Annotated in this window: 20 protein-coding genes; 11 read left to right on the top strand and 9 right to left on the bottom strand. The window is 61.3% G+C overall.

Features of this window, described 5'->3' with window-relative positions:
* Positions 1 to 218: 218 nt before the first annotated feature.
* The 5 genes from gyrA to SFU85_01325 form a co-directional block, all read right to left on the bottom strand.
* Entirely contained in the window at positions 219 to 2,816 is a 2,598-nt protein-coding gene (gene gyrA / locus SFU85_01345; protein MDX6765414.1) for a DNA gyrase subunit A, read from the bottom strand.
* A 39-nt stretch (positions 2,817 to 2,855) separates the two neighbouring features.
* Positions 2,856 to 3,272 carry a type II toxin-antitoxin system VapC family toxin gene (locus SFU85_01340; GenBank protein MDX6765413.1) on the bottom strand — a complete coding sequence of 139 codons (417 nt, stop codon included), beginning with the start codon at positions 3,270 to 3,272 and terminating at the stop codon, positions 2,856 to 2,858.
* On the bottom strand, positions 3,272 to 3,598 hold the full coding sequence (locus tag SFU85_01335; GenBank protein MDX6765412.1) for a type II toxin-antitoxin system prevent-host-death family antitoxin: 327 nt from the start codon (positions 3,596 to 3,598) through the stop codon (positions 3,272 to 3,274). Before SFU85_01335 ends, SFU85_01340 begins: the two co-directional genes overlap by 1 nt.
* 56 nt (positions 3,599 to 3,654) lie before the next feature.
* A complete protein-coding gene (gene gyrB, locus SFU85_01330; protein ID MDX6765411.1) occupies positions 3,655 to 6,192 on the bottom strand; it encodes a DNA topoisomerase (ATP-hydrolyzing) subunit B in 2,538 nt (845 codons plus the stop codon).
* A gap of 275 nt (positions 6,193 to 6,467) precedes the next feature.
* Positions 6,468 to 9,506 (bottom strand): vitamin B12-dependent ribonucleotide reductase, encoded by a 3,039-nt coding sequence (locus SFU85_01325; GenBank protein MDX6765410.1) that lies wholly within the window; start codon positions 9,504 to 9,506, stop codon positions 6,468 to 6,470.
* Between the two features lie 267 nt (positions 9,507 to 9,773).
* Here SFU85_01325 and SFU85_01320 point away from each other — a divergent pair, with 267 nt between their 5' ends.
* Together SFU85_01320 and efp are read left to right on the top strand one after the other, a co-directional pair.
* Positions 9,774 to 10,745, top strand: coding sequence for a KpsF/GutQ family sugar-phosphate isomerase (locus SFU85_01320; GenBank protein ID MDX6765409.1), 972 nt, complete (start codon positions 9,774 to 9,776; stop codon positions 10,743 to 10,745).
* Positions 10,746 to 10,774: 29 nt separating this feature from the next.
* Positions 10,775 to 11,338 (top strand): elongation factor P, encoded by a 564-nt coding sequence (efp, locus tag SFU85_01315; protein ID MDX6765408.1) that lies wholly within the window; start codon positions 10,775 to 10,777, stop codon positions 11,336 to 11,338.
* 75 nt (positions 11,339 to 11,413) lie between these two features.
* Here efp and SFU85_01310 read toward each other — a convergent pair whose 3' ends face one another.
* From SFU85_01310 to SFU85_01295, 4 genes are read right to left on the bottom strand one after another with little or no spacing between them, the layout of a single operon-like run.
* The gene (locus SFU85_01310; GenBank protein MDX6765407.1) at positions 11,414 to 11,827 is read right to left on the bottom strand and encodes a biopolymer transporter ExbD; all 414 of its coding nucleotides are present in this window, start codon (positions 11,825 to 11,827) and stop codon (positions 11,414 to 11,416) included.
* Entirely contained in the window at positions 11,824 to 12,297 is a 474-nt protein-coding gene (locus tag SFU85_01305; GenBank protein ID MDX6765406.1) for a biopolymer transporter ExbD, read from the bottom strand. The genes SFU85_01310 and SFU85_01305 overlap by 4 nt, the downstream gene beginning before the upstream one ends.
* Positions 12,294 to 13,040 carry a MotA/TolQ/ExbB proton channel family protein gene (locus SFU85_01300; GenBank protein MDX6765405.1) on the bottom strand — a complete coding sequence of 249 codons (747 nt, stop codon included), beginning with the start codon at positions 13,038 to 13,040 and terminating at the stop codon, positions 12,294 to 12,296. The genes SFU85_01305 and SFU85_01300 overlap by 4 nt, the downstream gene beginning before the upstream one ends.
* A gap of 6 nt (positions 13,041 to 13,046) precedes the next feature.
* Entirely contained in the window at positions 13,047 to 13,808 is a 762-nt protein-coding gene (locus tag SFU85_01295; GenBank protein MDX6765404.1) for a tetratricopeptide repeat protein, read from the bottom strand.
* Positions 13,809 to 13,857: 49 nt separating this feature from the next.
* On the opposite strand from SFU85_01295, the gene SFU85_01290 reads away from it, so the two are divergent.
* The 9 genes from SFU85_01290 (at position 13,858) to SFU85_01250 (ending at position 25,342) form a co-directional block, all read left to right on the top strand.
* Positions 13,858 to 15,390 (top strand): peptidyl-prolyl cis-trans isomerase, encoded by a 1,533-nt coding sequence (locus tag SFU85_01290; protein ID MDX6765403.1) that lies wholly within the window; start codon positions 13,858 to 13,860, stop codon positions 15,388 to 15,390.
* A gap of 6 nt (positions 15,391 to 15,396) precedes the next feature.
* Positions 15,397 to 16,779 carry an MBL fold metallo-hydrolase gene (locus SFU85_01285; GenBank protein MDX6765402.1) on the top strand — a complete coding sequence of 461 codons (1,383 nt, stop codon included), beginning with the start codon at positions 15,397 to 15,399 and terminating at the stop codon, positions 16,777 to 16,779.
* A gap of 269 nt (positions 16,780 to 17,048) precedes the next feature.
* Positions 17,049 to 18,110, top strand: a complete 1,062-nt coding sequence (gap, locus tag SFU85_01280; protein MDX6765401.1) for a type I glyceraldehyde-3-phosphate dehydrogenase — start codon at positions 17,049 to 17,051, stop codon at positions 18,108 to 18,110.
* Positions 18,111 to 18,353: 243 nt separating this feature from the next.
* Positions 18,354 to 19,598 (top strand): phosphoglycerate kinase, encoded by a 1,245-nt coding sequence (pgk, locus tag SFU85_01275; protein MDX6765400.1) that lies wholly within the window; start codon positions 18,354 to 18,356, stop codon positions 19,596 to 19,598.
* An 82-nt stretch (positions 19,599 to 19,680) separates the two neighbouring features.
* Positions 19,681 to 20,457, top strand: coding sequence for a triose-phosphate isomerase (gene tpiA / locus SFU85_01270; protein MDX6765399.1), 777 nt, complete (start codon positions 19,681 to 19,683; stop codon positions 20,455 to 20,457).
* Between the two features lie 45 nt (positions 20,458 to 20,502).
* On the top strand, positions 20,503 to 22,131 hold the full coding sequence (locus tag SFU85_01265; protein ID MDX6765398.1) for a right-handed parallel beta-helix repeat-containing protein: 1,629 nt from the start codon (positions 20,503 to 20,505) through the stop codon (positions 22,129 to 22,131).
* A 14-nt stretch (positions 22,132 to 22,145) separates the two neighbouring features.
* Positions 22,146 to 23,168, top strand: a complete 1,023-nt coding sequence (locus SFU85_01260; GenBank protein MDX6765397.1) for an SMP-30/gluconolactonase/LRE family protein — start codon at positions 22,146 to 22,148, stop codon at positions 23,166 to 23,168.
* A gap of 67 nt (positions 23,169 to 23,235) precedes the next feature.
* Positions 23,236 to 23,619, top strand: a complete 384-nt coding sequence (gene secG / locus SFU85_01255; protein MDX6765396.1) for a preprotein translocase subunit SecG — start codon at positions 23,236 to 23,238, stop codon at positions 23,617 to 23,619.
* A 34-nt stretch (positions 23,620 to 23,653) separates the two neighbouring features.
* Positions 23,654 to 25,342 carry a peptide ABC transporter substrate-binding protein gene (locus tag SFU85_01250; protein MDX6765395.1) on the top strand — a complete coding sequence of 563 codons (1,689 nt, stop codon included), beginning with the start codon at positions 23,654 to 23,656 and terminating at the stop codon, positions 25,340 to 25,342.
* The last annotated feature ends 533 nt before the right edge of the window (positions 25,343 to 25,875 follow it).

The raw sequence follows: 25,875 nt of genomic DNA, 5'->3' as shown, positions 1-25,875 counted from the left end.
GCCATTGCCGATGACCGAGTGACAGCATCAGCGGGAGGCGAGGCTCCCGCCGAGCCGGTTCGGGGTCATTCTTCCAAGGACGGCTCAGCAGGAGCTTCGTCCTCCCTTAAGGAACTATTTCACGCACTCAATAGGATTTGGCATGACGGCCGGGCGATAGGATAGGACAGCCTGCGGCCTCCATATCTCATTCACAAAGTGGTGTGGGGCGGGAAGCCTTAAACTTCGCCCTCGATTTCGTCTTCCTGGTCGACTGAGACCACCGGGGCGATGCTGGTGAGTTTGTCTCCACTGTCCAGGGTGACCAACTTCACGCCCTGGGTGTTGCGTCCACACTCGCGCACCCCGGCCACGCTGATGCGGACCATCTGGCCCTTGAGCGTGGTCAGCATCATCTCGTCGCTGTCACGGACGGTCAGCACCCCGACCACGCGACCGGTCTTGTCTCCGGTCTTCATGGTGATGATGCCCTTACCGCCGCGCGACTGGGTGCGGTATTCATCGAAGCCGGTGCGCTTGCCGATGCCGTTCTCGCCCGCCACCAGGAGGGTGGCGTCGTTCTGGGCCATGGCGATACCGACAACCTTGTCACCCTTGTCGAGGCTGATGCCGCGGACGCCCCCGGCGGGACGTCCCATGCAACGGACATCGGATTCCTCGAAGCGGATGCTCATGCCCTCGGCGGTGATGAGCACGGGCTCCTGCTTGCCGTCGGTGAGTTTCACATCAATGAGCAGGTCGCCCTGCTCGATGCCGATGGCGATGATCCCCCCCGCCCGGGTGTTGGCGAAGTCCTTGAGGGCGGTTTTCTTGACCGTGCCCTGCTGGGTGGCGAAGAACAGGAACTCTTCCGATTCCCACGTGATGTCCTCGCCCTTGCCGTCGCGTTTGGATGGGATGCGGATGAGGGCGGCCACGGTTTCGCCGGTCTTGAGCGAAAGCACATTGGCGATCGACTTGCCCTTGGCATTGCGGCCCATGTCGGGAATGGAGTGGACGCGCTCGACGTAGGCCCGCCCGAGGTTGGTGAAGAACATCAGGTAGTCGTGTGTCGAGGCCGAGAAGAGGTGCTCGATGAAATCCGATTCCTCGGGTTTCTCGGATTCGCGCATGGTCATGCCGATGACCCCCTTGCCGCCACGCTTCTGGGCGCGGTAGCTGGAGACATTGGTGCGCTTGATCAGGCCGTTGTGGGTCATGGTGATAAGGACGGCCTCGTTGGCAATCAGGTCCTCGATGGCCATGTCGCCCTCGTCGGCGGCGAAGTCGGTGCGGCGCTTGGTGGCGTACTTCTCCTTCACCCGGCGCAGCTCTTCCTTGATGATGGAGAGCACGCGCGATTCCTTGGCCAGGATGTCCATCAAATCCTCGATCCGCTCCAGCAGTTCCTTGTATTCACCCTGGATCTTCTCCCGTTCCATTCCGGTGAGCTGGTAAAGACGTAGCTCGAGGATGGAATCGACCTGCTGCTCGGAGATGATGTAGCGGCCGCTTTGCAGACGTGACTCGTTGCGGATGGTGATACCGAACTTTTCCACGACTTTGCGGGGGAATTCGTAGCCGAGGAGCTTGAGACGGGCCTCGTCGCGGTTGCGGCTCTTCCGGATGATGTCGATGAAGTCGTCGAGGTTGGCCAGGGCGATGAGATAACCCTCCAACGTCTCGGCGCGGGCTTCGGCCTTGTTCAGTTCGAAGCGGGTCCGGCGCAGGATGACCTCGCGTCGGTGCTCGATGTAGCAGTTGATCAGTTCCTTGAGGTTGAGTGTCTTCGGGCGGCCGCCATCGATGGCCAGGACGTTGGCCGAGAAGGAGGATTCCAGCGCGGTGTGCTGGTAGAGCTTGTTGATGACCACCTTGGTCACGGCGTCACGTTTCAGTTCGACGACCACGCGGGTGTTTTCGTCCGATTCATCGCGCACATCGCTGACCTCGGCGAGGACCTTGTCGTTGGTGAGTTCGGCGATGCGTTTGACCAATTCGGCGCGGTTGACGTTGAACGGGATCTCGGTGATGACGATGACTTCCTTGCCCCCCTTGTGTTCCTCGGTGTGCATGCGGCCGCGGACCTTGATGCTGCCCTTGCCGCCGTTGAAGTAATTGCGCACTCCTTCCAGGCCGAGCACGGTGCAACCGGTCGGGAAATCCGGGCCCTTGATGTGCTTCATCAGGGCCTTGATGGTGATCTCGGGATCGTCGATCTGGGCGCAGATGCCGTCCACGATCTCGCCCAGATTGTGGGGCGGGATGTTGGTGGCCATGCCGACCGCGATGCCGGTGCCGCCGTTGACCAGGAGATTGGGAAAGGCGGCGGGGAAAACGACGGGCTCTTCCCGGGTTTCGTCGTAGTTGGGGACGAAATTGACCGTGTCCTTGTCCATGTCCTCCATGAGGAGGGCGCCGAGGTGGGTCAGGCGGGCCTCGGTGTAACGCATGGCGGCCGGGGGGTCGCCCTCGACCGAACCAAAGTTGCCCTGGCCGTCGATGAGGGTGTCGCGCATGGCCCAGTGCTGGGCCATGTGGACCAAAGTGGGATAAATGACAGCCTCGCCGTGGGGATGGTAGTTGCCCGAGGTGTCCCCGCAGATCTTGGCGCATTTCCGGTGTTGGCGTCCGGGGTAAAGGTTGAGGTCGTGCATGGCCAGCAGGACTCGCCGCTGTGAGGGCTTGAGTCCGTCGCGTACATCGGGCAGGGCGCGGGAGATGATGACCGACATGGAATAGTCGAGGAACGAGTTCTTGATCTCGTCGGCAACGTTGATGCGGTCGATGCGTTCACCCTGCGAAAACAGGGAGCTGGGGGGATCTTGATTGGCCATAGGTAAATTTCTGATTACTGATTTCTGAATGCTGAATGATTATGCGGTGGGGATCCCGAGGCGGGCAGCGGCGGCGAGCATGCGCTGGTCATTGCTCACGAGGGGGAAGTCCTGGTGGAGGTCGCAGACGGCGAGGTGGAGCGCATCCAATGCGTGGATTCCGACCGGCGGATGGCAGAGGGCGATCATTTGTTGGGCCTTTTGGAATACGGAGGGTTGGAAGGCGTGGAGGGTGAGGTCACCCTCGCGCACCCAAGTCGAGAAGAGATCCCAGGCGCGCTTGCGGTTCTCCGGGCGGAGATGGCCCCCGCGTTCCTGGCCGCAAAGGGCGGAGAAGACCTCGGTGAAGGCCAGATCGGAAGAATGCAGATCATGGCCTTCGACCAAGGCGGCATAATGGTCCGTGTCGCCTTCCGGGACCAGGAGTTTGACGATGACGCTGCTGTCCAGATACATCACCAGCCCCTGGCGTCCCGGTCGGCACGCACGATTTCAGTGGCGCTGGGCCCCGTGTTCATGGGCATGGAGCGGAGGTGCTCCCAGTCCACCTTGAAGGGTTTGCTTTTGGGCTTGTAGGGTATGAGGCGTGCCTTGGGCTTGCCATCCGCCGTCAGCACCACTTCTTCCCCGCTGGCAACCAAGTCCAGCAAACCGGACAACTGGGCTTTGGCCACGCGCACGTTGAATGTGCGGCCCACGCCGGGCAGCATCACGGCAGATTCCTGGATACGGCTGCTGCGCACCTCCCTTTTACCTTCCCTGTAGAGCGACTTGCTTTTCATGGGTCTAATGTAGTCCAGCGTGGTCACATCTCAAGACTAAATTTATTTCAGCGTGACTACACATCCAAGTTCCTGACATTGAGGGCGTTATCTTCGATAAATTGTCTGCGTGGCTCAACTTCATCGCCCATGAGCTTGCTGAACATTTCCTCGGCTTCGACGGCATCATCGATGGAAACCCTCAGCAGCTTGCGCTTGTTCGGGTCCATGGTGGTCTCGAAAAGCTCCTTGGCGTTCATTTCACCAAGACCTTTGAACCGCTTGATTTGGACCCCGCCCTTGCCGATTTCTTTGACCGAACTGAGGATCTCGGGGATGGCGAAGAGCGGCTTCACCTTGGCGTTGTCCCCCTCCCCTTCGATCATTTCGAAGAGCGGCTTGTCCGCGGCGCTGTAATGTTCGATTTCCAGTCCCTTCTTGGCCAGTTTGCCCAACAACTCGCTGATGGCTTTGGTTTCGTGGAGTTCGACCAGCTTGAATCGGCGGCGGGGCTTGTCCTTGGCGTCTTTGGCATCCTTGGATTTGGCCGCAGGTTCCTCCTCCTTCTCGGAAGGTTGTTCGAAGATGGGCAAATCGGGATTGGCCTCGGCGAACTTGCTCAATTGGGCGTCGGTGACGAAGTAGTGCACCGACTCGTTGTTCCCCTCGCGGATCTTGACCAGGTGGCGGGGAAGTTCGTGGCTCTTGGGGTCGCGGTGTTCCAAGTATTGGGCAAAGTCCCCGCCGTGCCCGGCCATGGCCTTGCTGAACTTGTCCAGGCTGTTGAGCAGTTCGAGGATCTCCATGAGCTGCTTGGAGTTCAGTTCCTTCTTGTCGGCCAGATTGCGCAACCGCACATCCTCGCAGCCCAGTTGGATGAGGATCTTGTTCAGGGCGTTGTCGTCGTCGACGTATTCCAGCCGTTTGCGCCGGAGGACGGAATAGAGCGGGGGTTGGGCGATGTAGATGAAGCCGCGCTTCACCAGTTCGGGCATCTGGCGATAGAAGAAGGTGAGGAGAAGGGTGCGGATGTGGGAGCCGTCGACGTCGGCGTCGGTCATGATGACGATCTTGTGGTAACGCAGGCGGTCGATTTTGAAGGCCCCCTCGCTCTCGCCGTCGCCGATGCCGGTGCCGACGGCGGTGATCATGGTGCGGATTTCATTGTTTTCCAGCACCTTGTCCAGACGGGCCTTCTCGACGTTGATCAGCTTGCCGCGGATGGGAAGGATGGCCTGGTGCTGGCGGTCGCGGCCCTGCTTGGCCGAGCCGCCGGCGGAGTCGCCCTCGACGATGAACAACTCGGAATCCTCCGGATTGCGGGAAGAACAGTCGGCCAGCTTGCCGGGGAGTCCGCCGCCGGACATGGCCGTCTTGCGCACGGCTTCGCGGGCCTTGCGCGCGGCCTCGCGTGCGCGCGCCGCCGTCAGTGACTTGTCGATGACCTTCTTGGCCACGCCGGGGTTGGCGTCGAAAAACATCATCAAGGCCTCGTAAGTGGCGGAGGACACCATGCTCTCCACTTCCGGCGAAAGCAGCTTCACCTTGGTCTGCGATTCGAACTTGGGGTCGGTGTGCTTGATGGAAATGACCGCGGTCAGGCCCTCGCGGACGTCATCACCGGAAATGCTCGGGTCCTTTTCCTTGAGGAGATTGTTCGATTTGGCGTATTGGTTGATCGAGCGGGTCAAGGCGGTGCGGAAACCGACCAGATGGGTGCCACCGTCGGGGTTGTGGACGGTGTTGGTGTAACAAAACACCAGATCGTTGTAGCCGTCGTTGTATTGGAGCACGGCCTCCAGATGGATCTCGACCTTCTTCTCATCCATCGCCACCTCGGCTTCGCGGCGGATGGAAATCGGCTTGGCATTGACGACGGCCTTGGATTTGTTGAGTTGTTTGACGAACTCTTCCACCCCGTCCTTGTAGAGGAATCGTTCCTCAGCGTCGGTGCCCCGTTCGTCCTTGAAGACGATTTCCAACCCGGAATTGAGGAAGGCCAGTTCGCGCAGGCGCTGGGCGATCCGCTCGGACTTGAATTCCACCGTCTCGCGGAAGATCTCCGCGTCGGGCTTGAAGGTGATGAGTGTACCGGTCTGCTTGGACTTGCCGATGACCTCGAGTTTTTTGATCGTCTTCCCGCGCTCGAATTCCATGTGGTGGACCTTGCCATCGCGGGAGACCTCGACCTCGAACCATTCGGAAACGGCGTTGACGCACTTGGCGCCGACGCCATGGGTGCCGCCGGAGAACTTGTAACCTCCCTGGCCGTATTTGCCGCCGGAGTGGAGCGTGGTCAGGACCATTTCCACCCCGGGAATCTTGTACTGCGGGTGGATGTCGACCGGGATACCGCGGCCGTTGTCACGGATGGAAATCGAACCGTCGACGTGGATGGTGACCTCGATGCGCGAGCAAAAACCGGCCAGGTGCTCGTCGACCGAGTTGTCTAACACTTCGGAAACGCAATGATGGAGCGCCCGCTCGTCCGTGCCCCCGATGTACATCCCGGGCTTTTTCCGGACCGCCTCCAAGCCTTCCAACTTGCCCAGTTTCGAGGCGTCATAATTCACATTTGATACGCCGGTGTTAGGTCGCTTGTCCGCATCTGCCATAAGGGTCAATTGTCACAAATCGGGGACGTGTCTGCAACGGTTTTTTGGGGTTTTGGTCCATTTTAAGGCCTTTTCCAACAAGGGTTTAGAAATGGGCGATCCAACTTCATCCGCCCCGCTGGGATCCACGGGTTTTCAACCGCAGTGGGCGCTTGGAAAACCCCTACACGCAGGAAGGAAACCGGGAAAATGCGCCAACGCCGCCAGTCCCCCGTCTCCGCATCGGTCATGCGGAGACGGGATGGTTTACATGCGGGGCAGGGCCGGCCGCAGGATTAGCTGCAGCCGAGACTGGCGCCGCAATTGAGGCAGGTGGCGCAGGATCCGGTGTGCTTGATCTTGCTGCTGCCGCATTCCGGACAGGTGATGCCATCGCGGAAGCGGATGGTCAGTTCGTCGCCTTCCTCGCCTTTGGACGAGGCCGAAGCGGACTTGAGCATGACCGTGCGGTGGTGCTGGACCTGGGGGTCGCCCTCGATGGCCAGGTCGGCCACGGGTTTGTTGAGGGCTTTTTTCTCCGCCTCGGCCACTTCCTTCAAAGGAAGTTCCTGCTGGTGGGCGTTGGGGGAATTGGCTTCGCGGTAACCCTCGATGAACTGGTTGCCCAGCCACCGGAAGATGTAGTCGATGATCGATTTGGCGATCGGGATGTCGGGGTTTTTGGTGAAGCCGCTGGGTTCAAAGCGCGCATGGGCGAATTTCTTGACCATGGCTTCGAGGGGGACACCGTATTGCAGTGAAAGCGAAGTCAGCGTGCCGATGGAATCCATCAGGCCGCCGATGGTGCTGCCCTCCTTGGCCATGGTGACGAAGAGCTCCCCGGGTTGTTTGTCGTCAAAAAGGCCGACGGTGAGGTAGCCCTCGTGGCCGGCGATGTCGAACTTGTGGGTGATGGAGATGCGGGTGTCGCTCATGCGGCGGCGCACCGGAAGCGGGATGCCGGCTTCCTTGGCCAACTCGACCGCGACCGTCTCTTCCTTCGAACCCATGTCCTTGGTCTTTTTGACGTTCAAGGGTGCGGAGCGCTTGGAACCGTCGCGGTAAATGGCGATGGCCTTGAGGCCCATCTTCCAACCCTGGATGTAGGTGTCCATGATGTCCTCGACGGTGGCTTCGTGCGGCAGGTTGACCGTTTTCGAGATTGCCCCGGAGAGGAAGGGCTGGGCCGCGGCCATCATGCCGATGTGGGCCTGGAAGCCGAGTGAACGCTTGCCGCGAGCGGGCTTGAAGGCGCAGTCGAAGACACCCACATGGGCGGGCTTGAGGCCGGAACGCACCCAGGCGCCATTTTCCTCCACATCTTCGATAGTATCAAATTTTTCGATGTGGGCGACCACGCCCTGAATTTCCTCTTCCGAGTAGCCCAGGTTCCTCAAGGCTGCCGGAACGGTGTTGTTGACGATCTTGAGCATCCCGCCGCCGGCCAGGAGCTTGTACTTGACCAGGGCGATGTCGGGCTCGATCCCGGTGGTGTCGCAATCCATCAGGAAGCCGATGGTTCCGGTGGGGGCAAGCACGGTGACCTGGGCGTTGCGGTAACCATGTTCGCGACCGAGGTCCAGGGCGCGGTCCCATGCGTGCGCGGCGGCCAGCCGGAGTTCATCCGGGCAGCTGGGGTCGATTTCGAGGACGGCCTGGCGGTGCAGGGAAATCACCTCGAGCATGGATTCAACATTGTCCGGGGCCAGCGGCTTCGGGATCGAGGGGATGGCCGCATCGTGGTACCCGGGGAAAGGCCCCACCTGCGCGGCGAGTTCGGCACTGACGGCATAGGCGGTGCCGGTCATGAGGGCGGTGATGGCGCCGGCCAGTCCGCGCCCCTCATTGGAATCGTAGCTGTGACCGTAACTCATGATGAGCGAACCCAGATTGGCGTAACCAAGGCCGAGCGTGCGGTAGATGTGCGAGTTCACGGCGATGGGGTCGGTCGGATAGCTGGCCCGGTCGACCAGGATTTCCTGCGCCGTGATGAGCAATCGCACCGACGCGCGGAAACGGACTGTGTCGAACGATCCATCAGGCCGCTTGAACTTCATCAAGTTCATCGAGGCCAGGTTGCAGGCCGTGTCGTTGAGGAAAAGGTACTCGGAGCAGGGGTTGGTCGAGTGCTGCCGGTCGGTACCCTTGCAGGTGTGCCACTTGTGGATGGTGTCGTCGAACTGCATCCCCGGGTCGCCGCAGATCCAGGTGCCCTCGGCGATTTTGCGCAGGAGTTCACGGGCCTTCTTTTTCTCGACCGGCGCGCCGTCGCGCACCGCCTTGGTCCACCACTCGCCGTCGTGGATGGCCGCTTCCATGAAGGCATCGCTGGCCCGCACGGAGAGGTTTTCGTTCTGGTACATGACCGAACCGTAGGCCTCGCCGTTGAAGCTGCCGTTGTAACCCTGTTCGATGAGGGCCCAGGCCTTCTTTTCTTCCTTCTGCTTGCAATCGATGAATTCCTCGATGTCGGGGTGCCAGTCCTTGAGGGTGTTCATCTTGGCGGCGCGGCGAGTTTTGCCGCCGGATTTGACCACGTTGGCGATCTGGTCATAGACCTTGAGGAAGGACAGAGGACCGCTGGGGCGCCCACCCCCGCTCATTTTCTCACGCGTGGAACGCAGGGTGGACAGGTCGCTGCCGGTGCCGGAGCCGAACTTGAACAACATGGCCTCGCTGCGGGCCAGTTCCATGATCGATTCCATGTTGTCGTCCACGCTCTGGATGAAACAGGCACTGCACTGGGGGTATTCGTATTGGGTGGGAGCACGCTCCGCTTGGCCGGTTTCGCGGTTGAAATAGAAATTGCCGCGGCTGCTGTTTTTGCCGATGCCGTATTGGTGGAAGAGGCCGACGTTGAACCAAACCGGTGAGTTGAAGGCGGCGTGTTGGTTGACGCACAGCCAGAGCAACTCCTCGTAAAAGACCTCCGCATCCGCGTCCGAGGCAAAATAACCGTCCGCCAATCCCCAGTCCGCGATGGTGCGGCAAACGCGGTGCACCAATTGGCGGATGGAATTTTCCCGCCCACCGTGGGCCGGATCCGTTCCCTGCGAGATGTCTCCGTAAAAATACTTCGAAACCGCGATCTTGGTCGCCAGGATGCTCCAGGACTTCGGCACTTCCACATTCTCCTGCTTGAAGATCACCTTGCCGGAGTCGTCCGTGATCTCGGCCGTGCGGAGTTCCCATTCGATCTCGTCAAAGGGATGCAACCCGGCCCGGCTGAAGCAACGTTCGAACTTCATGCCCTCGCCGACTCCTTTGAGACCCAATCGGGCCAAACGATTTTGCGATGGGGCACTTACGTCGACGGCGGTGGTGGGTTGAATCATGGCGGAATCTCCTTTAGTCGTTGATTTCCAAGGGTTAATTATTTTATCGGAAATTGTTTAGAATCTGACTTAAACCATACTATATGTATAAGCAGGGAATGACCATACTACCACATGTTGTGGTGTCAACGATAATCCAACATTTGCCAGCAGGGGGCTGGTGAATCGTGACAAAAGCTCCCGTGGCAAGAGAAAAAAGGCTCATTTCGCACTTTCAGTAAAAATCGCCATTGCATAGGGGGGCATCCTTCGATTTCATGGTCCCCCATGCGTATGCGAACCCGGGCCCGGAAAGTCATCGATCTGGAAATCGCCGGACTCCGCGCCCTTCGCGCCAAGCTCGACCCCTCCTTTGATCTTGCCGTCACCTGCCTCATGGAGACCTGCCGTCGCGGGGGAAAAGTCATCGTGGTGGGGGTCGGCAAGTCGGGCCACATCGGCGACAAAATCGCGGCCACCCTGACCAGCACCGGGTGTCCCGCCGTGGTGCTCAACGCCCTCAACGCCACCCACGGCGACCTCGGTGTAGTCGGCAAGGCCGATGTCATCCTGGCTTTGAGCTTCAGTGGCGAAACCGAAGAATTGCTCCGGATCCTGCCCAGTCTCAAACGCGCAGCCTCCTCCTTGGTGGGCATCACGGGCAATGCGCGTTCCTCCCTGGCCCGCAATGCCGACATCCATCTCCATGTCCCTGTCAGCAGGGAAGCCTGCCCGCTCAACCTGGCCCCGACCACCAGCACCACCGCCATGCTCGTATTGGGCGATGCCCTGGCCATGGTTCTGCTCGAGGCCCGTGGTTTCAAGAAAGAGGAATTCGCCCGCTTCCACCCCGGAGGCTCGCTCGGACGAAATCTGCTCCTCGGTATCCGCGATGTCATGCGTCCGATTGAGCAGGTGGCCGTTTGCCGGGAAAACACCCCGGTGCGCGACGCCCTGGCGGAAATCACCCGCAAGCGATGTGGCGCCGCCATCATCATCAATTCACGGGGCACACTCGCCGGCATCTACACCCAGGGCGACTTCACCCGCGGCTACCAAAAAAGCGAGGATGTCGGACGCCTCGCCGTCGGCAAGGTCATGACCGCCAAACCCATCCGCGTTCAGGTTGACAAGCTCGCAGTCGACGTGCTCAATATCCTCTCCCGTCACAAGATCAACGACCTTCCCGTCGTCGACCGGCGCAACCATCCCGTCGGTCTGATCGATGTCCAGGACCTCACCAAAGTGAAGCTTTTGTAATCTTCCAACCCCCAGAAAGAAAGAACCACATGGCCAGCTGCAACGCAAACGACCTCAAAAAGGGCATGGCGATCCGCCACAAGGGCGACATCTGCATCGTGCTCGACACCCAACACCGCACTCCCGGCAACCTCCGTGCCTTCGTCCAGGCCTCCCTCCGCTCGATCAACACCGGGCGGTCCTCCGACGAACGCCTCGGCTCCACCGACAAGGTCGAAATCGTCGACGTCCGGCGCGAAAAATGGGACTTCTCCTACAAGGACCAGGCCGACTGGGTCTTCATGAATCCGGAAACCTACGAGAACATCACCCTCACGAATGAAATCGTCGGCGATGCCAAGAATTACCTGACCGAGAATTGCCGCGTGGACGTCGTCTTTGTCGAGGGCCGGGTGGCGGAAATCGAGCTTCCCCCCACGGTCCTGCTCAAGGTCACCGAATCGGCCGAGGGCGTCCGCGGGGATTCCGCCAACAACGTCCAGAAGCCGGCCCTGGTCGAAACCGGGCTGAGCATCCAGGTGCCGCTCTTCATCAAGGAAGGCGAGATGGTCAAGATCGACACCCGCACCGGAAAATACCTCAGCCGGGCCTGATCCCGATCGGCAGCACCCCGACAAGACCACGGCGCAGGACGCTGGGGGATGGCGGAGAAAATTCCTAACTAGTGTTCAGCGCAAAGGCGCGAACTGGACCCGCCCCACCCCCGCCTCGGAGCACGACTCCAGGGCGCCCATGACCGTCTCATGGGGCGTGGCTGGTTCCGGCCGGATCAGCACCAGGGCGGGCTTCAGGGAGGCAAGGCGCTCCCCCAGTTCCGCCGACGTCAATTCCCTGCCGCCCAGGCGGCACCTGCCGTTGACCAGCAAATCAACCACCAGTGGACGGTCCACAGTGGAGGCGCGCTCGAAGAGAAACGTCGGGAGCTTGAGGCCCAGGTGCTGCTCGAAGGTCCCCAGAGCGGAACCCCCGGCAAAGAAAGCCACCATCACGATGATGACGTTGATCATCGGGGCGATCTGGGGCGTGGGCGCCGCATCGTCATCCGCCAAAATCCGCCTGTGCCCAATCCTACTCCTGCTCATGACCCGCCCCCCTTCTCCTTCTTGCCGGGCCGTTCCATGGCAAACAACACATCGACCACCCCGGCTTCGCCCGCCGCCCGCATGATTTCCTCCACCCGCCAGTAAGGCGTCGTCCGGTCGGCACGGATCAGGACACGGAATTCCGCCCCCTGTCCGCGTAGCCGGTTGGCGGTGCGCATCCGTTCCCGGATCAAAGGAACCAGGTCGCGGGCACGGGCCACCGGCACCTGGTCGGCCAGAATCCGCCCGCCTTCCCGTTCCAGTTGCAAGACCAATCCCGCCACCCGGGAATCCCCCGGACCCTCCCGGCGGGCCCGGGGCAGGGCCAGGTCGGCCGGTTGGCGGGCATACTCAAACGTGGCGGTCGCGACAAAAAAAACCAGCATGGTCATGAGGATGTCGACCATGGCGGATACTTGGAATTCCGGGGCGTCGCCCGGCTCGTCAACCACCGCCCGGCGCGACCTCATGCCGCGGGCGCGGCGGGTTCCGCGTGTTCCGGGGCCACCGGCGCCCCGTATGGCAGTGCGTCCACCAGGTCGAAAACTTCCTTTTCCGCCGTGGCCAGTGAATCTGCCAGGTGATTCTTGAGGATGTAGTAGGCCACAAAGGCGGGAATGCCGACCACCAATCCCCCCGCCGTGGTGACCAACACCTCGGAGATGGCGGCGGAAAGTCCGGTCATGTCCGCCACGCCGGAGTGGCCCAGATTTTCAAAAGCCTTGATCATCCCCATGACCGTGCCCAACAGACCCAGCATCGGCGCGGTCACCCCGATGGCGGACAGGTAATTCAACCACCCGCGCATCCGGGTTGCATGAACATGCAGCACATCGGATGCCGCATCCCGCGCCGCCTCCTGCCCCTTGGAAAAACGGCCCAGGGCGGCATCCATGGCCGAGGCAAAAAGATCCTTCCGGCTGCGGCTTTCCCCATGGGCCCGCGCCAGATCCCCTTCCCCGACCCAGCGGTGCAACTCGCGATGGGTCTCAGCGGGAACCAACTCTCCCACCCGGAAACGCCGCCAGGCCTCGACCACCACGGCCACCAGGAGCATCGACTGCAACAACAACAACCACATCACCGGTCCGCCGGCCTGGAAGACTTCTCCCAGGGTGCGACCCTTTTCCGCCGCCTGCGACTCCGTCACAGGGGCCAGGAACAGGATGAACGAGGCGGCGGCAGCCGCCGACCGCCTGACGGATCGGAACATGATGCGTCAATTGACAAAGAGATCTTTGTTCTCTTTGCGCAGGGCTTCAGCTTCCGCCAAGGCCAGCTTGGCGCGCTTGGCCGGTTTGTGATAGAGGGACGAAACCGTCAAAAAGGACTCGTAGGCCTTGGCCTTGTCACCCTTGGCTTTGTAGATGATCGCCCGGTTGTAAAACAAATCCCCCAGGATCTGCATCGTCCGGGCATCGGGTGCCGCCGTCTGTGGCACGGCTTTCTCCACTTCGGCCAACAAGGTCAGTGCCTCATCGTAATTCTTCTTCGCCGAAAGGGAGGCGGCCTTGCTGATCATCCCCTGGTAACGGAAGATGCTGTTGGGATAGGACTTCACGATCTTGTCGGCCAACTGCTCGCTGTCGAAGGTCTTGCCCGTCTTGGCCAGGGCATCCGCCAGGTAGGCTGCCGCTTGGGGAACCCAGGGCGAATCAATCCCGAGAAACTTGTCCACCAGGGGCTTGAGCAGGTCCACCCCCTCGGCGTAGCGCTCCTCCGACACCGCAGCGACTCCTTTGGCGAATTCTGGACGCTCCCCCAGTTCAACCTTGGAGAGCGTGGCCGCCGGGTACGGGACCGTCCCCTTGTCGTTCTTGAAGGTGACTGCCCCACTGGCTGGATCGTAGGCTGTGATTTCCCCGTTGGATGGCGAACCATCCTTCAATACGATTTTATCTTGCGCCTGGGCGGCGTGGCTGGCAATCAGGAAGGCCGCCAACGTCACGGGCCAGGTCCATCGGCGCTGGACTTTGATCATGAACCATTTGTGCCCCGCACCTCTGAAATAACAAGAGAAAATCCTTCCCATGCTCACCTTCCTCAGTCAAAAACTCAAATTCATCCTCGTTTTCGTCCTGGTCATCATCGCCGTCTCCTTCGTTTTCTTCGGCAATTGGTCCGGCAACGGCCGCAGGGGCGGCGCCACTTTCGCCGCCAAAATCAAGGGCCGCCCGGTCAACCTGACCGAATACCAGAATGCCATCCGCGCCTCCCGCATCGCCTACACCCTTTCCACTGGCCGCATCCCCGGCTCGGGCGATGAAGCTGGCCGCGAAATCTCCCAACAGGCCTGGCTCCGCCTGTTGTTGCTCGAAGAGATCCACCAGGCCGGACTGGCCATCAAGCCCGAGGAAGTCCAACTCAACATCCGCAACTCACCCCTTTTTCAAGACCCGGAAAAGAAGACCTTCTCGCCGGAAAATTTCAAAAAATTCCAGGATTTCGTCCTCAACCCCCAAGGAGTCGGCTTGGAACGATTTTTTGAGATCATGCGGGAACAGGTGCTGATCGAAACCTGGATGCAGTCCCTCCAGGACACCGTGGTCGTCCCCCCCTCCGAAGCAGACGCCGCCTTCAAGAACTACTTCGCCCCGGTCAACATGGAGTACCTCCAGCTCTCACCCGAGTCTTTGGCCGGCAAAATCGAGACCAACGACGGCATCCTGCGCGCCTTTTACGAGAAACACTCCGACCGCTTCGCCCTCCCGGAACAGCGCAAGGTCGAATACGTGCTCTTCAAGCTCCCGCCCGCCCCCAAGGACCAATCCGCGGATGAAACCGCCAAAACCCGCCGCGCCCTCGGCGAAAAAGCCTATCAATTCACCGAACCTTTCTACAACGCCATGGAAAGCAACGCCCCGCTTCCCGACTTCGCCGCCCAGGCAAAGGGAGCCGGACTCGAGGTCCAAACCTCGCCTTACTTCGCCAAAGAGGGCTTTGTCATCCCCGGGCCTTCCGGCACCTCGCTGGCCCAGTTGGCCTTCACCCTCACCCCGGCCAAACCGGTGAGCGATTATGTCCAGATCAACGAAGGCTTTGCCGTCCTGCGCCTGAAGGAAGTGCAGCCCCCAACACTCCGGCCCTTCGACTCGGTCAAAGACGACGTCCGCAAGGCCTTCCTGGAGAATGAGACCAACCTCCGTGCCCAGGCGGCCATCGAGTCCCTGACCGCCAAGCTCAAACAGGAATTGGCCGCTGGCAAGACCTTCGCCCAGGCCGCCGCGGCCGCCGGTCAATCCCCGGCCAAACTTCCCGCCTTCGTCGTCGCCAGCCCGGATCCGAAATCAGCCCAGACGGCCCTGCTGAACGCCGCCCGCTACCGCTCGATCCAGCTCCAACCCGGACAAATCTCCGACCCCACCCCGTTGGAGGGCAAAGTGGTCATTTTCCACCTCGCTTCCCGCGGCGAACCCGATGCGGCCAAGCGCGCCGAAGCCCTGCCCCGCGTCACCGCGGAACTGGCCCAGGAAAACTCCCGGCGGGCCCGCGACCTCTACTTTGCCTCCCTCATCGAGGCCAAAGGAACCCAATTCCCCGGCAATTTGTTCGGCGGTAATTGACCCGCCGTGTCTTTTTTCCTCAACCTCACCCGCGGCAACGAGATCGGGGCCAATAGCTACTACCTCGAGGCGGATGGCCGGGGCGTGGTTTTTGATGCCGGCATGCACCCCAAGGCCGAAGGCTCCCTCGCCCTGCCCAACCTCGACCTTCTGAAACGTCGCAACGTCGACGCCCTGTTTCTTTCCCACGCCCACCACGACCACGTCGGCGCCCTTCCGCTCCTCCAGGACCACTACCCGGAAACCTCGGTCTTCATGAGCGAGCCGACCTACCATCTGGCCGGCCCCCTGCTCCACAATTCCGTCAACGTCATGAAGCGCCAGCGGGAGGAGAAACGCATCGTCGAATACCCCCTTTTCACCCACCGCGACATCGACGACTGCTCCACCCGCTGGCAGGCCTGCCAACTCAACCGCCGCTGGTCCATCCAGGGCTTCCCCATCGATGCGGACGACCCGGATCCCCACACCTTCCAGATGCACCATGCCGGCCACATCCTCGGCTCCACCGCCATCGACCTGACCCTCGGCCGGCGCCGCATCCTCTACACCGGCGACATTTGTCTACACGACCAGACCCTCATGGGCCGTGCCCAGTTGCCCGCCTCCGGGATCGATACCCTCATCATAGAAACCACCCGCGGCGCCCAACCCAAACCCGATGGCTTTTCCCGCGAGCAATCGACCGACAACCTCCTCCAAGCCATCCGCGAAGTCTTCGATCGCGGCGGTTCGGTGCTCATGCCCATCTTCGCCATGGGCAAGACCCAGGAACTCCTCGCCTTGCTCCACCACGCCAACCGCCGCGGCCTCCTGCCCTACGAAAAACTCTGGATCGGAGGCCTGGGCAAGGTCTTCACCCAGATCCACGACCGTTTGGCCGATATCGCCCAGCGCCAGTTGCCGCGCCTCCAGATCCTCGACGACATTTCCCCCGAGGTCTTCGACCTCAAGGAATCGGGCCGCTTCAAGCCCCAGCCCCGTCACCTCTACCTCCTGCCCTCGGGCATGATGACCGAACACACCACCTCCAACCGTGTGGCGGAAAAATTCCTCACCCGCCCCGAACATGCCGTCTTCTTCGTCGGCTACAGCGATCCCGATTCGCCCGCCGGCATCCTGCGCCGCACCCCGCCGGGGGAATCCGTCCGGCTCAACATCGACATGGATGATGTGGCCGTCCGCTGCCCCGTCCGGCACTTCGACTTCACTTCCCATGCCTACCGCGAGGACATCCTGGAATACATCGGGCGCCTCCAACCCCGCCTCTGCTTCCTGGTCCACGGTGATGCCCCCGCACTGGCTTGGTTCGAGGCGGAATTGCACCGCCGCCATCCCGCCATGCGCGTCGTCATCCCCAAGCCGGGCGAGCAAGTTCCCCTCGACTGAACGGCCCCCGCAGCCCGCAGACGGCGATTCCCAGCCCCGTTCTCTCTGCCCTCTTCTCCTTCAAACCGGGAATTCCCCTCCACGCACCTTGCACGTTGCGCCCATTCGGGTTAATGGCACCCGTAAATGAACTACTATCCGCGTCTTTTCCCGCTTTCCACACGTCTCCGCCCGTTTTCCGTTTGACGCTTCCCCCTGCCCTTCCTAGTTTTTTCATGGCCTTGGCAAGCCAACCCAACCCCGCCAACAATTCATTATCAGGAGTTCTTATGATCAAAGTCGGTATCAACGGTTTCGGACGCATCGGACGCATGGTTTTCCAGGCTCTTTGCGACCAGGGCCTTCTCGGAAAAGAAATTGACGTCGTCGCCGTGGTCGATGTCGCCACCGACGCCGATTACTTCGCCTACCAGATGAAGTACGACTCCGTGCACGGCAAATTCAAGCACACCGTCACCACCGAGAAAAGCGCCCCCGGACTCGAAGAAGCCGACGTCCTCGTGGTCAACGGCCACAAGATCAAATGCGTCGCCGCCACCCGCAACCCCTCGGAACTCCCCTGGGGCAAACTCGGCGTGGATTACGTCATCGAATCCACCGGCCTCTTCACCGACTCTGAAAAAGCCCAGGGCCACATTGCCGCTGGCGCCAAAAAAGTCATCATCAGCGCACCCGGCAAGGGCGATGTCAAAACCCTCGTCATCGGGGTCAACCACGAGGAGTACGACGCTTCCAAGCACCACATCGTCTCCAACGCCTCCTGCACCACCAACTGCCTCGCCCCGCTCGTCCACGTTCTCCTCAAGGAGGGCTTCGGCATCGAAACCGGCCTCATGACCACCATCCACGCCTACACCGCCACCCAGAAGACCGTCGATGGTCCCTCCAAAAAGGACTGGCGCGGCGGACGCGCGGCGGCCATCAACGTCATCCCCTCCACCACCGGGGCCGCCAAGGCCGTCGGCGAAGTTCTCCCCTCCACCAAGGGCAAACTCACCGGCATGTCGTTCCGCGTTCCCGTGGCCGATGTTTCCGTCGTCGACCTGACCTTCCGCTCCGTCAAAGACACCTCCATCGAGGAAATCGACGCCGCCCTCAAAAAAGCATCGGCCTCCTACCTGCAGGGAATCCTCGGTTTCACCGATGAAGAACTGGTCTCCAGCGACTTCATCCACGACAGCCGTTCCTCCATCTACGACTCCCTCGCCACCCTCCAGAACAACCTCAAGGGCGAAAAACGCTTCTTCAAGATTGTTTCCTGGTACGACAACGAGTGGGGTTACTCCAACCGCGTGGTGGACCTCGTCCGCTACATGGCTTCGAAGAAGTAATTCGATATTCCAAATGCGGAATGGGGAATGACTGAAAAAGCCGATGCCGTCCTGGAGAAATCCTGCCGGTTCGCCCGCTCAGTCATCCCCATTGCGCGGGAATAACCAACCAAGGGGCGTTCAGAACTGTTTCCTGCATCTTTTTCTGTGGGTGGAACGGATGATTCCCCTGGAGATTCCAGCCGCCATCACCAAAACCACCGCAGGAAAATCTTAATTCACCATTCCCAATTTCAAATTTATATGAAAAAAACCGTTCGAGACATCCACCTCAAAGGCAAACGCGTCATCATGCGCGTCGACTTCAACGTCCCGCAGGACAAGAAAACCGGCGAAATCACCAACACCGCCCGCATCCAGGCCGCCCTCCCCACCATCCAATACATCCTCGAACAGGGCGCGTCTTCCCTCGTCCTCATGAGCCACCTCGGCCGCCCCGATGGCAAGGTCGTCGAAAAATTCTCCCTCAAGCCGGTCGCCTCCAAATTCCAGGAACTCCTCGGCCGCCCCGTCACCTTCCTCCACGACTGCGTCGGCCCCGAGGTCGAAAAAGCCTGCGCCGCCCCCGCCCCCGGCACGGTCATCCTCCTGGAAAACCTCCGCTTCCACATCGAGGAAGAAGGCAAGGTCAAGAATGAGGACGGGACCTCGACCAAGGCCGACCCGGAGAAAGTCCGGGCCTTCCGCGAAAGCCTGACCAAACTCGGCGATGTTTACGTCAATGACGCCTTCGGCACCGCCCACCGCGCCCACTCCTCGGTCGTCGGCGTCTGCCTCGCCGACCGCGTCTCCGGCTTCCTCATGGAAAAGGAACTCAACGCCTTCGCCGCCGTCATCGACCACCCCCGCCGCCCGCTCCTCGCCATCCTTGGCGGCGCCAAGGTGGCCGACAAAATCCCCCTCATCAGCAGCCTCATCGACAAGGCCGACGAAATCATCATCGGCGGCGGCATGGCCTTCACTTTCAAGAAGGTCCTCAACCAAATGCCCATCGGCGAAAGTCTCTTCGACCCCGAGGGCGCCAAGATCGTCCAGGAACTCGTCGACAAGGCCAAAGCCAAGGACGTCCAGATCCACCTGCCCGTCGACTTCCTCTGCGCCGACAAATTCGACCCCAACGCCAACACCCGCCCCGCCGACGACACCACCGGTATCCCCGATGGCTGGCAGGGCCTGGACTGCGGGCCCAAAACAGGCGCCCTCTTCTGCGCCGCCATTGCCCGCGCCAAAACCATCATCTGGAACGGCCCGGCCGGGGTCTTTGAATTCGACAAGTTCGCCGGTGGCACCAAGGCCATGGCCGCCGCCATCGCCGAAGCCACCGCCAGCGGCGCCACCACGGTCGTCGGCGGCGGCGATACCGCCACCGCGGCCAAAAAATTCGGCGTCGCCTCCAAGGTCACCCACTGCTCCACCGGCGGCGGCGCCTCCCTCGAACTCCTCGAGGGCAAAATCCTCCCCGGCGTCGCCAACCTCATCGACGCCTGACCCATCCATTCCGCATTCCCTATTCCCCATTTCACATTTCACATTTTAATTCCCCCATTCACCCTCACCCCTTGGAATAACCATGGCCTTCGCCCGTAAAAAAATCATCGCCGGCAACTGGAAAATGAACAAAACCGCCACCGAGGCCCGCCAGTTGGTCTCGGACATCATCGAGAAACTCGGCAAGTTCGCCAAAGCCGACGTCGTCCTCTGCCCGCCCTTCACCGCCATCGCCGTCACCCACGAGATCGTCGGCAACCACACCGCCATCGCCCTCGGCGCCCAGAACATGCACGAAAAGGCCTCCGGCGCCTACACCGGGGAAATCTCCGCCGCCATGCTGCGCGACCTCTTTGTCCGTTACGTCATCCTCGGCCACTCGGAACGCCGCCAGTTCTTCGGTGAAACCGACGCCCTCATCAACACCAAGGCCCTCGCCGCCCTGCAAAACCACCTCCGCCCCATCATCTGCGTCGGCGAAACCCTCGAGCAGCGCGAGGCCGGCCAGACCAGCACCGTGGTCGAAACCCAGGTCCGCGGCTCCTGCGCCAACATCACCGAGGAACAATGGGACGACGCCGTCATCGCCTACGAACCCGTCTGGGCCATCGGCACCGGAAAGACCGCCTCCCCCGCCCAGGCCCAGGAAGTCCACGCCCACATCCGCAAGGTTCTCCAGGACATGGCCGGAGACAAAGTCGCCTCCAAGGTCCGCATCCAGTACGGCGGCAGCGTCAAGGCCGACAATGCCCAGGAACTCCTGACCCAGGAAGACATCGACGGCGCCCTCGTCGGCGGTGCCAGCCTGGATGCCGAATCGTTTGTCACCATCATCACCGCCCCGTTCACCGAAGATTAAAAAAGGGTAATTTGCCTTTCATCCGGCAGGGGCCATCATGGGGTCATGAAGCCGACCCCCATCCTTGGTTGCCTCCTTTTCGCCGGGATCATCCTGGCCGGCCTCTCCCCCGCGCCGGCCGCCGAATACTGGGTGGCCACCACGGGGAATGACACCGCTTCCGGATCCAAGGCCGAACCTTGGCGCACCATCCAACGCGCGGTCAATTCCGCCCTCGCGGGCGACACGATCTCCCTTCGTGGCGGCACCTACGCGGAATTCGTCACTTTCGACTTCCGCTCGGGCTCGGAGGGCCAACCCATCACCCTCAAGCCGGAATCCGGTGAATCCGTCCTCCTGGATGGCAGCACCCTGACGGTACCGGCAAACACCGGCCGTGCGTTGGTCTACATTTACAACTCGTCCTACATCCGCATCGAGGGCCTGGAAATCGCCAATCTATCCTCCGCTGCCCCCGGCGCCGTCCCCGTCGGCATCCTCGTCGAGGGCAGTGGCAAGGGCATTACTTTGCGCGACAACTTCATCCACCACATCCGCCAGACCCGGAACGCCCTCTCCGGCGTCGATGCCCATGCCATCGCCTTTTACGGCAATGCAAAAGCCATCCCCCTCTCCGATATCACCATTGCCGGAAATGAAATCGCCGATTGCCTTCTCGGCTCCAGCGAGGCCCTCGTGCTCAACGGAAACGTCGAAAACTTCACCATCGAAAACAACACCATCCACGATTGCAACAACATCGGCATCGACCTGATCGGCTACGAGAAAACCTCCAAAAGCAAAACCCTCGACCGTGCCCGCAAGGGTGTTGTCCGCGAAAACACCGTCTACAACATCGACACCGACAAAAACCCCGCCTACGGAGGCCATCCCGACACCGGCGGCGGGGACCGCAGCGCCGCCGGGATCTATGTGGACGGCGGGACCAACATCATCATCGAGCGCAACCACGTCTTTCACTGCAACTTCGGTATCGAGCTGGCCAGCGAAGCCGCCAAGGGATCCACCGACCAGATCACGATGCGCGACAACCTCATCCACCACAACATGTCGGCCGGACTGGCCATCGGCGGATACGACTCCAAGCGCGGGTCCACCCGCAATTGCACCATCACCCACAACACCTTTTACCGTAACGACACGCTGCAAACCGGCACCGGACAAATCAGCCTGCAATGGTATGTCAGCAATTGTTCCTTCACCCACAACATCCTCTGGGCCGATCCCACCCTCAAGCAGATGATCGTTCACGACCCCTACCTGCCCAGGCCCAATTACAAAAAGATGAACCTCGGCGCGGGCGTGGCCTTCAATTACAACCGATACTATCATGACGGTGGCGATAGTTCGGCCGTTTTCACGCTGGTGACAAGGAACCTGCGCCGGAACTACACCACGCTGGCCGCCTGGCAGGCGGATGCCACCGGACTGCTTGCCGACGCCAACTCCACCTTCGGCGACCCGGGGTTTGCCACCCCTGTCCCGGTGGACGCACCGGCCGACCCCAGCGCCAGTGACATCGAAAACGACGCCGACCAATACAAACTCGGGTCCGCGTCCGCCGTCAGGGATCTCGGCCAGCCGGGATTCATCATTGGTTCCGGTGAGGAAGACTTCTTCGGTGATGCCCGTATTCAGGGCGGAGCCGTCGGTATCGGTGCCGACGAGCGTTGAATCACGGTTTCCGCATGCAACCCATGGACCTCGCCTTCCCGCTTCTCCCCCGCGCATTATCCTTATGCCTGGCGGCTTTTGCCTGTTCCCTGGCTGGTTCGTATGCCCAGGCTCCCGGTCCCACGCCTGCGCCCGGATTTGGCATCGAGCGACTCGACCCCGCCTTGGACTCCCTCCTGGCCCCGGATGCCGGGGTGGAAAATCTGGCCTCCGGTTTCAAATGGGCCGAAGGACCGCTTTGGAAGCAAGGCTCCGTCTGGTTCTCGGATGTTCCCGCCAACACCGTCTACCAGTGGAAGGAAGGCGACCCCGAAGCCTCCATCGCCCTCAAACCCAGCGGCGATTTCCACGGCGGCAGCCAGGGATCCAATGGACTGGCCTTGGAGGCTTCCGGTCGGCTGCTGCTTTGCCAACATGGAGAACGCCAAGTGGCCCGCTTGGAACCCGACGGCACCTTCACCGCGCTCGCCACCCACTTCGAGGGCAAACGCTTCAACAGCCCCAACGACCTGACCCTGGCCCGCGATGGCACCCTCTTTTTCACCGACCCCCCCTACGGCCTCGGCAAAGCCACCCCGCCGGAACTCGATTTCCACGGGGTCTATGCCCTCAGTACCTCCGGCTCCCTGCGCCTGCTCATCCGCGACCTGCGATTCCCCAACGGCATCGCCCTCAGCCCCGATGAAAAAACCCTCTACGTGGCCGTATCCGATCCGGCCAACTCCCGCATCATGGCATATCATCTGGATGCCGAAGGAAGGGCCGTGGATGGCCGGGAATTCTTTGCCGCCCAAAGCCTCAAATCGCCCGAACGCAAAGGCGGATGCGATGGATTGAAAATCGACCGGGCGGGAAACCTCTGGGCCACCGGCCCCGGCGGGGTCCTCATCCTCAGCCCCCAAGGCAAACACCTCGGCACCATCCTCACCGGCAAAACCGCCGCCAATTGCGCCTTCGGTGGTCCCGAACGCGACACCCTCTACATCACCGCCACCAACCTCCTCCTCCGGGTCAAAACCCTCGCCCGGGGCCTGTAAACGCCCCCCGCCCGGACCGGATTTTCTTCTTTCCAGCCTTTTGCCCTTGCGGCAATCTCTTCCGCTCATGATCACGATTCTGATCTATTTCGTCACCACAGTTTTCATCATTTGCAGCATCCTGCTCATCCTGGCCGTCCTGATGCAGCGACCCCGTTCCGAGGGTCTGGGCGCCGCTTTCGGTGGCGGCATGACCGATTCCCTCTTCGGGGCCCAAACCTCCGACGTCCTCGTCAAAGCCACCGTCTGGCTCGGCGCCATCTTCCTCTCCTGCACACTTGCCCTGGCCTTCCTACACTCCTACCGTTCCCGCAGTGAGTTCAAGGTCTCCGATCTCCTCAAACCCGAACCCGCCGCTGCGGTCGAAAAAGCGCCCACCCCTCCGGCTGCTCCGGCCCCTGCTCCGGAAGCCCCTGCCGCGCCGACTCCGGCGACTACGCCAGCCAAGTAGACAGTGGACCGCAGACGGTAGGCAGCTTTTTTCCATGCCTCCCAGTCCCATCACCCACCGTCTTTCCTCCGTCATCCCGAAGCGCAGCGAAGGCCGCACCGTAGCCCCCAGCGAAGGCGGGCTACCGAAGCGAAGCAAAGGCCACGCCGAAGCCCTGGCGAAGGCGGGTGTCCTCTCTCTTACACTCCTCTTGGTCCTCAACGCCTGCACCGGCCGGCCCAAAGACGTCGACCTCATTTTCATCAACGGCCCCGAACCCCAGTCCATCGACCCCGCCGTCCTCACCGGCCAGCCCGACGGCCGCATCTCCTCCTCCCTCTTCGAAGGCCTGACCACCCGAAACGCCGCCGGCGAAATCATCCCCGGCATGGCCGAACGCTGGGAACACGACGGCTCCCACAGGGTCTACACCTTCCACCTCCGCCAGGCCCAGTGGAGCAATGGCGACCCCGTCACCGCGGCCGACTTCGCCGGGTCCTGGCGCCGCATCCTCGAACCCGCCACCGCCTGCCCTTACGCCGAAATCCTCTTCTTCATCCGGGGTGCCGAAGCCTACCAAAAAGGAGAACTCAAGGACTGGTCCCAGGTCGGCATCCAGGTCCTCGATGACCGCACCCTCCGGGTCGAACTCCGCGCCCCCACCCCGTTCTTTCCCCAGGTCGCCGCCTTCGTCACCTACCAACCCGTCCACCTCCCCAGCGTGGAGCGATTCGGAGAGTCCTGGTCCCGCCCGGCCCACATCGTTTCCAACGGCCCCTACCTCCTGAAAAACTGGAAATTCAACGACCGCATCGAACTCCTCCGCAACGAACGCTACTGGCGCAAAGACCAGGTCCGGTTGCGCCGCATCGATGCCCTCTCCGTCACCAAGGCCAACACCGCCCTCAACCTCTACCTCACCGGCCAGGCCGACCTCATCATCGACAAAAGCCTCATCCCCGCCGTCCTCATCGAAAAACTCCGCCCCCGGCCTGATTTCCACGCCTTCACCTTCCTGGCCAATTACTTCTACCGCTTCAACACCACCCGCAAACCCTTCCACGACCCCCGCGTCCGCCGGGCCTTCAGTGCCGCCATCGACCGCGATCGCATCGTCCAGCGCATCACCAAGGCCGGCGAACTCCCCGCCACATCCTTCGTCCCCCCCGGCTTGACCGGCTATGCCGCCGTCGCCGGGCTCACGTATTCGCCCGAAAAGGCCCGCCAAGAACTCGCCGATGCCGGATACCCGGGCGGCCGTGGCTTCCCCCGCACCGAATTGCTCTACAACCACACCGACCTCAACGAACAGGTCGCCGTCGAAATCCAGGCCATGTGGAAAGAGATTCTCGGCGTGGACGTCGGCCTGCGACGCCAGGAATGGGCCACCTACTTCAAGTCGCTCGACGAATTGGACTACGACATCGCCCGTTCCAGTTGGGTCGGCGACTACCCCGATCCCCTGACTTTCCTGGACTGCTTCGTCACCGGCCGCGGCAACAACCGCACCGGCTGGAGCCATGCCGCGTATGACCGTTTGATAGAAAAATCCAACTACGAAGCCGACCCCGTCCGCCGCTTCGCCCTGCTCGGCCAGGCCGAGGAAATCCTCGTCCGCCAAGAAAGCCCGATTGCCCCCGTCTACTACTTCACCGGCATCATGTTCTACGACGCCGGCAAACTGGGCGGCATCGAGGGCAACCTCCTCGACGAACACCCCCTCCGGGAAATGTACTGGAAGTAAAACGCCCCTTTGTAGACGGGCAATCCCTTCCCCGTGGCTATCAGCTATCGGCTATTAGCTATTGGCTATTGGCTATTGGCTGTCAGTCGGCAGTCGGCAGTCACCGTCCACCGTCCACCGTCCACCGTCCACCGGCCACCGTCCACCCGTAGCGCAGCGAAGGTCGCGCTAGCTTGTGGGGACGAAGCTTCAGAGCGTAGGCCCAAGTCCGGCAGCCGGACGAAGGCGGACGTCATCCGTCATCCGTCATCCGTCCACTGCCCCCCATTCCCTCTCGTTCTCTCCATCCCCATTCAAGTTTCCCGAAGGCCCCGTTGGGCAACGCCCTCACGGGGAGCTTTTCGCCATCCGCTATTCGCTATTCGCTATCACCACCCATTCCCCTCGACATCGGCTAGAGCATTTCCGGATCATATAGACACATAATGTGCATGAGTGAAGTAGTTGATACATTCTTGTGGAGTGAACAGTGACAAGCAGTCTGCGACCGCCCGCATGAGTTCTTCGTAGGTTCTTGCACAAGCCCGGCGTAA

Source organism: Candidatus Methylacidiphilales bacterium, assembly GCA_033875315.1.
Taxonomy (GTDB): domain Bacteria; phylum Verrucomicrobiota; class Verrucomicrobiia; order Methylacidiphilales; family CAZTYG01; genus JANRJG01.
Note: the sequence above shows the minus strand (reverse complement) of the source record. Positions and strands in the feature narration are given on the sequence as shown.

What these genes read in the sequence shown, in the direction of transcription:
- efp (MDX6765408.1), top strand. Translation starts at nt 10,775, where the DNA reads ATGGCCAGCTGCAACGCAAACGACCTCAAAAAGGGCATGGCGATCCGC.
- secG (MDX6765396.1), top strand. Translation starts at nt 23,236, where the DNA reads ATGATCACGATTCTGATCTATTTCGTCACCACAGTTTTCATCATTTGC.
- SFU85_01305 (MDX6765406.1), bottom strand. Translation starts at nt 12,297, where the DNA reads ATGAGGTCGCGCCGGGCGGTGGTTGACGAGCCGGGCGACGCCCCGGAA.
- SFU85_01260 (MDX6765397.1), top strand. Translation starts at nt 22,146, where the DNA reads ATGCAACCCATGGACCTCGCCTTCCCGCTTCTCCCCCGCGCATTATCC.
- SFU85_01265 (MDX6765398.1), top strand. Translation starts at nt 20,503, where the DNA reads ATGAAGCCGACCCCCATCCTTGGTTGCCTCCTTTTCGCCGGGATCATC.
- SFU85_01335 (MDX6765412.1), bottom strand. Translation starts at nt 3,598, where the DNA reads ATGAAAAGCAAGTCGCTCTACAGGGAAGGTAAAAGGGAGGTGCGCAGC.
- SFU85_01325 (MDX6765410.1), bottom strand. Translation starts at nt 9,506, where the DNA reads ATGATTCAACCCACCACCGCCGTCGACGTAAGTGCCCCATCGCAAAAT.
- SFU85_01310 (MDX6765407.1), bottom strand. Translation starts at nt 11,827, where the DNA reads ATGAGCAGGAGTAGGATTGGGCACAGGCGGATTTTGGCGGATGACGAT.
- SFU85_01290 (MDX6765403.1), top strand. Translation starts at nt 13,858, where the DNA reads ATGCTCACCTTCCTCAGTCAAAAACTCAAATTCATCCTCGTTTTCGTC.
- gyrB (MDX6765411.1), bottom strand. Translation starts at nt 6,192, where the DNA reads ATGGCAGATGCGGACAAGCGACCTAACACCGGCGTATCAAATGTGAAT.
- SFU85_01295 (MDX6765404.1), bottom strand. Translation starts at nt 13,808, where the DNA reads ATGATCAAAGTCCAGCGCCGATGGACCTGGCCCGTGACGTTGGCGGCC.
- SFU85_01340 (MDX6765413.1), bottom strand. Translation starts at nt 3,272, where the DNA reads ATGTATCTGGACAGCAGCGTCATCGTCAAACTCCTGGTCCCGGAAGGC.
- tpiA (MDX6765399.1), top strand. Translation starts at nt 19,681, where the DNA reads ATGGCCTTCGCCCGTAAAAAAATCATCGCCGGCAACTGGAAAATGAAC.
- SFU85_01250 (MDX6765395.1), top strand. Translation starts at nt 23,654, where the DNA reads ATGCCTCCCAGTCCCATCACCCACCGTCTTTCCTCCGTCATCCCGAAG.
- pgk (MDX6765400.1), top strand. Translation starts at nt 18,354, where the DNA reads ATGAAAAAAACCGTTCGAGACATCCACCTCAAAGGCAAACGCGTCATC.
- SFU85_01300 (MDX6765405.1), bottom strand. Translation starts at nt 13,040, where the DNA reads ATGTTCCGATCCGTCAGGCGGTCGGCGGCTGCCGCCGCCTCGTTCATC.
- gyrA (MDX6765414.1), bottom strand. Translation starts at nt 2,816, where the DNA reads ATGGCCAATCAAGATCCCCCCAGCTCCCTGTTTTCGCAGGGTGAACGC.
- SFU85_01320 (MDX6765409.1), top strand. Translation starts at nt 9,774, where the DNA reads ATGCGTATGCGAACCCGGGCCCGGAAAGTCATCGATCTGGAAATCGCC.
- gap (MDX6765401.1), top strand. Translation starts at nt 17,049, where the DNA reads ATGATCAAAGTCGGTATCAACGGTTTCGGACGCATCGGACGCATGGTT.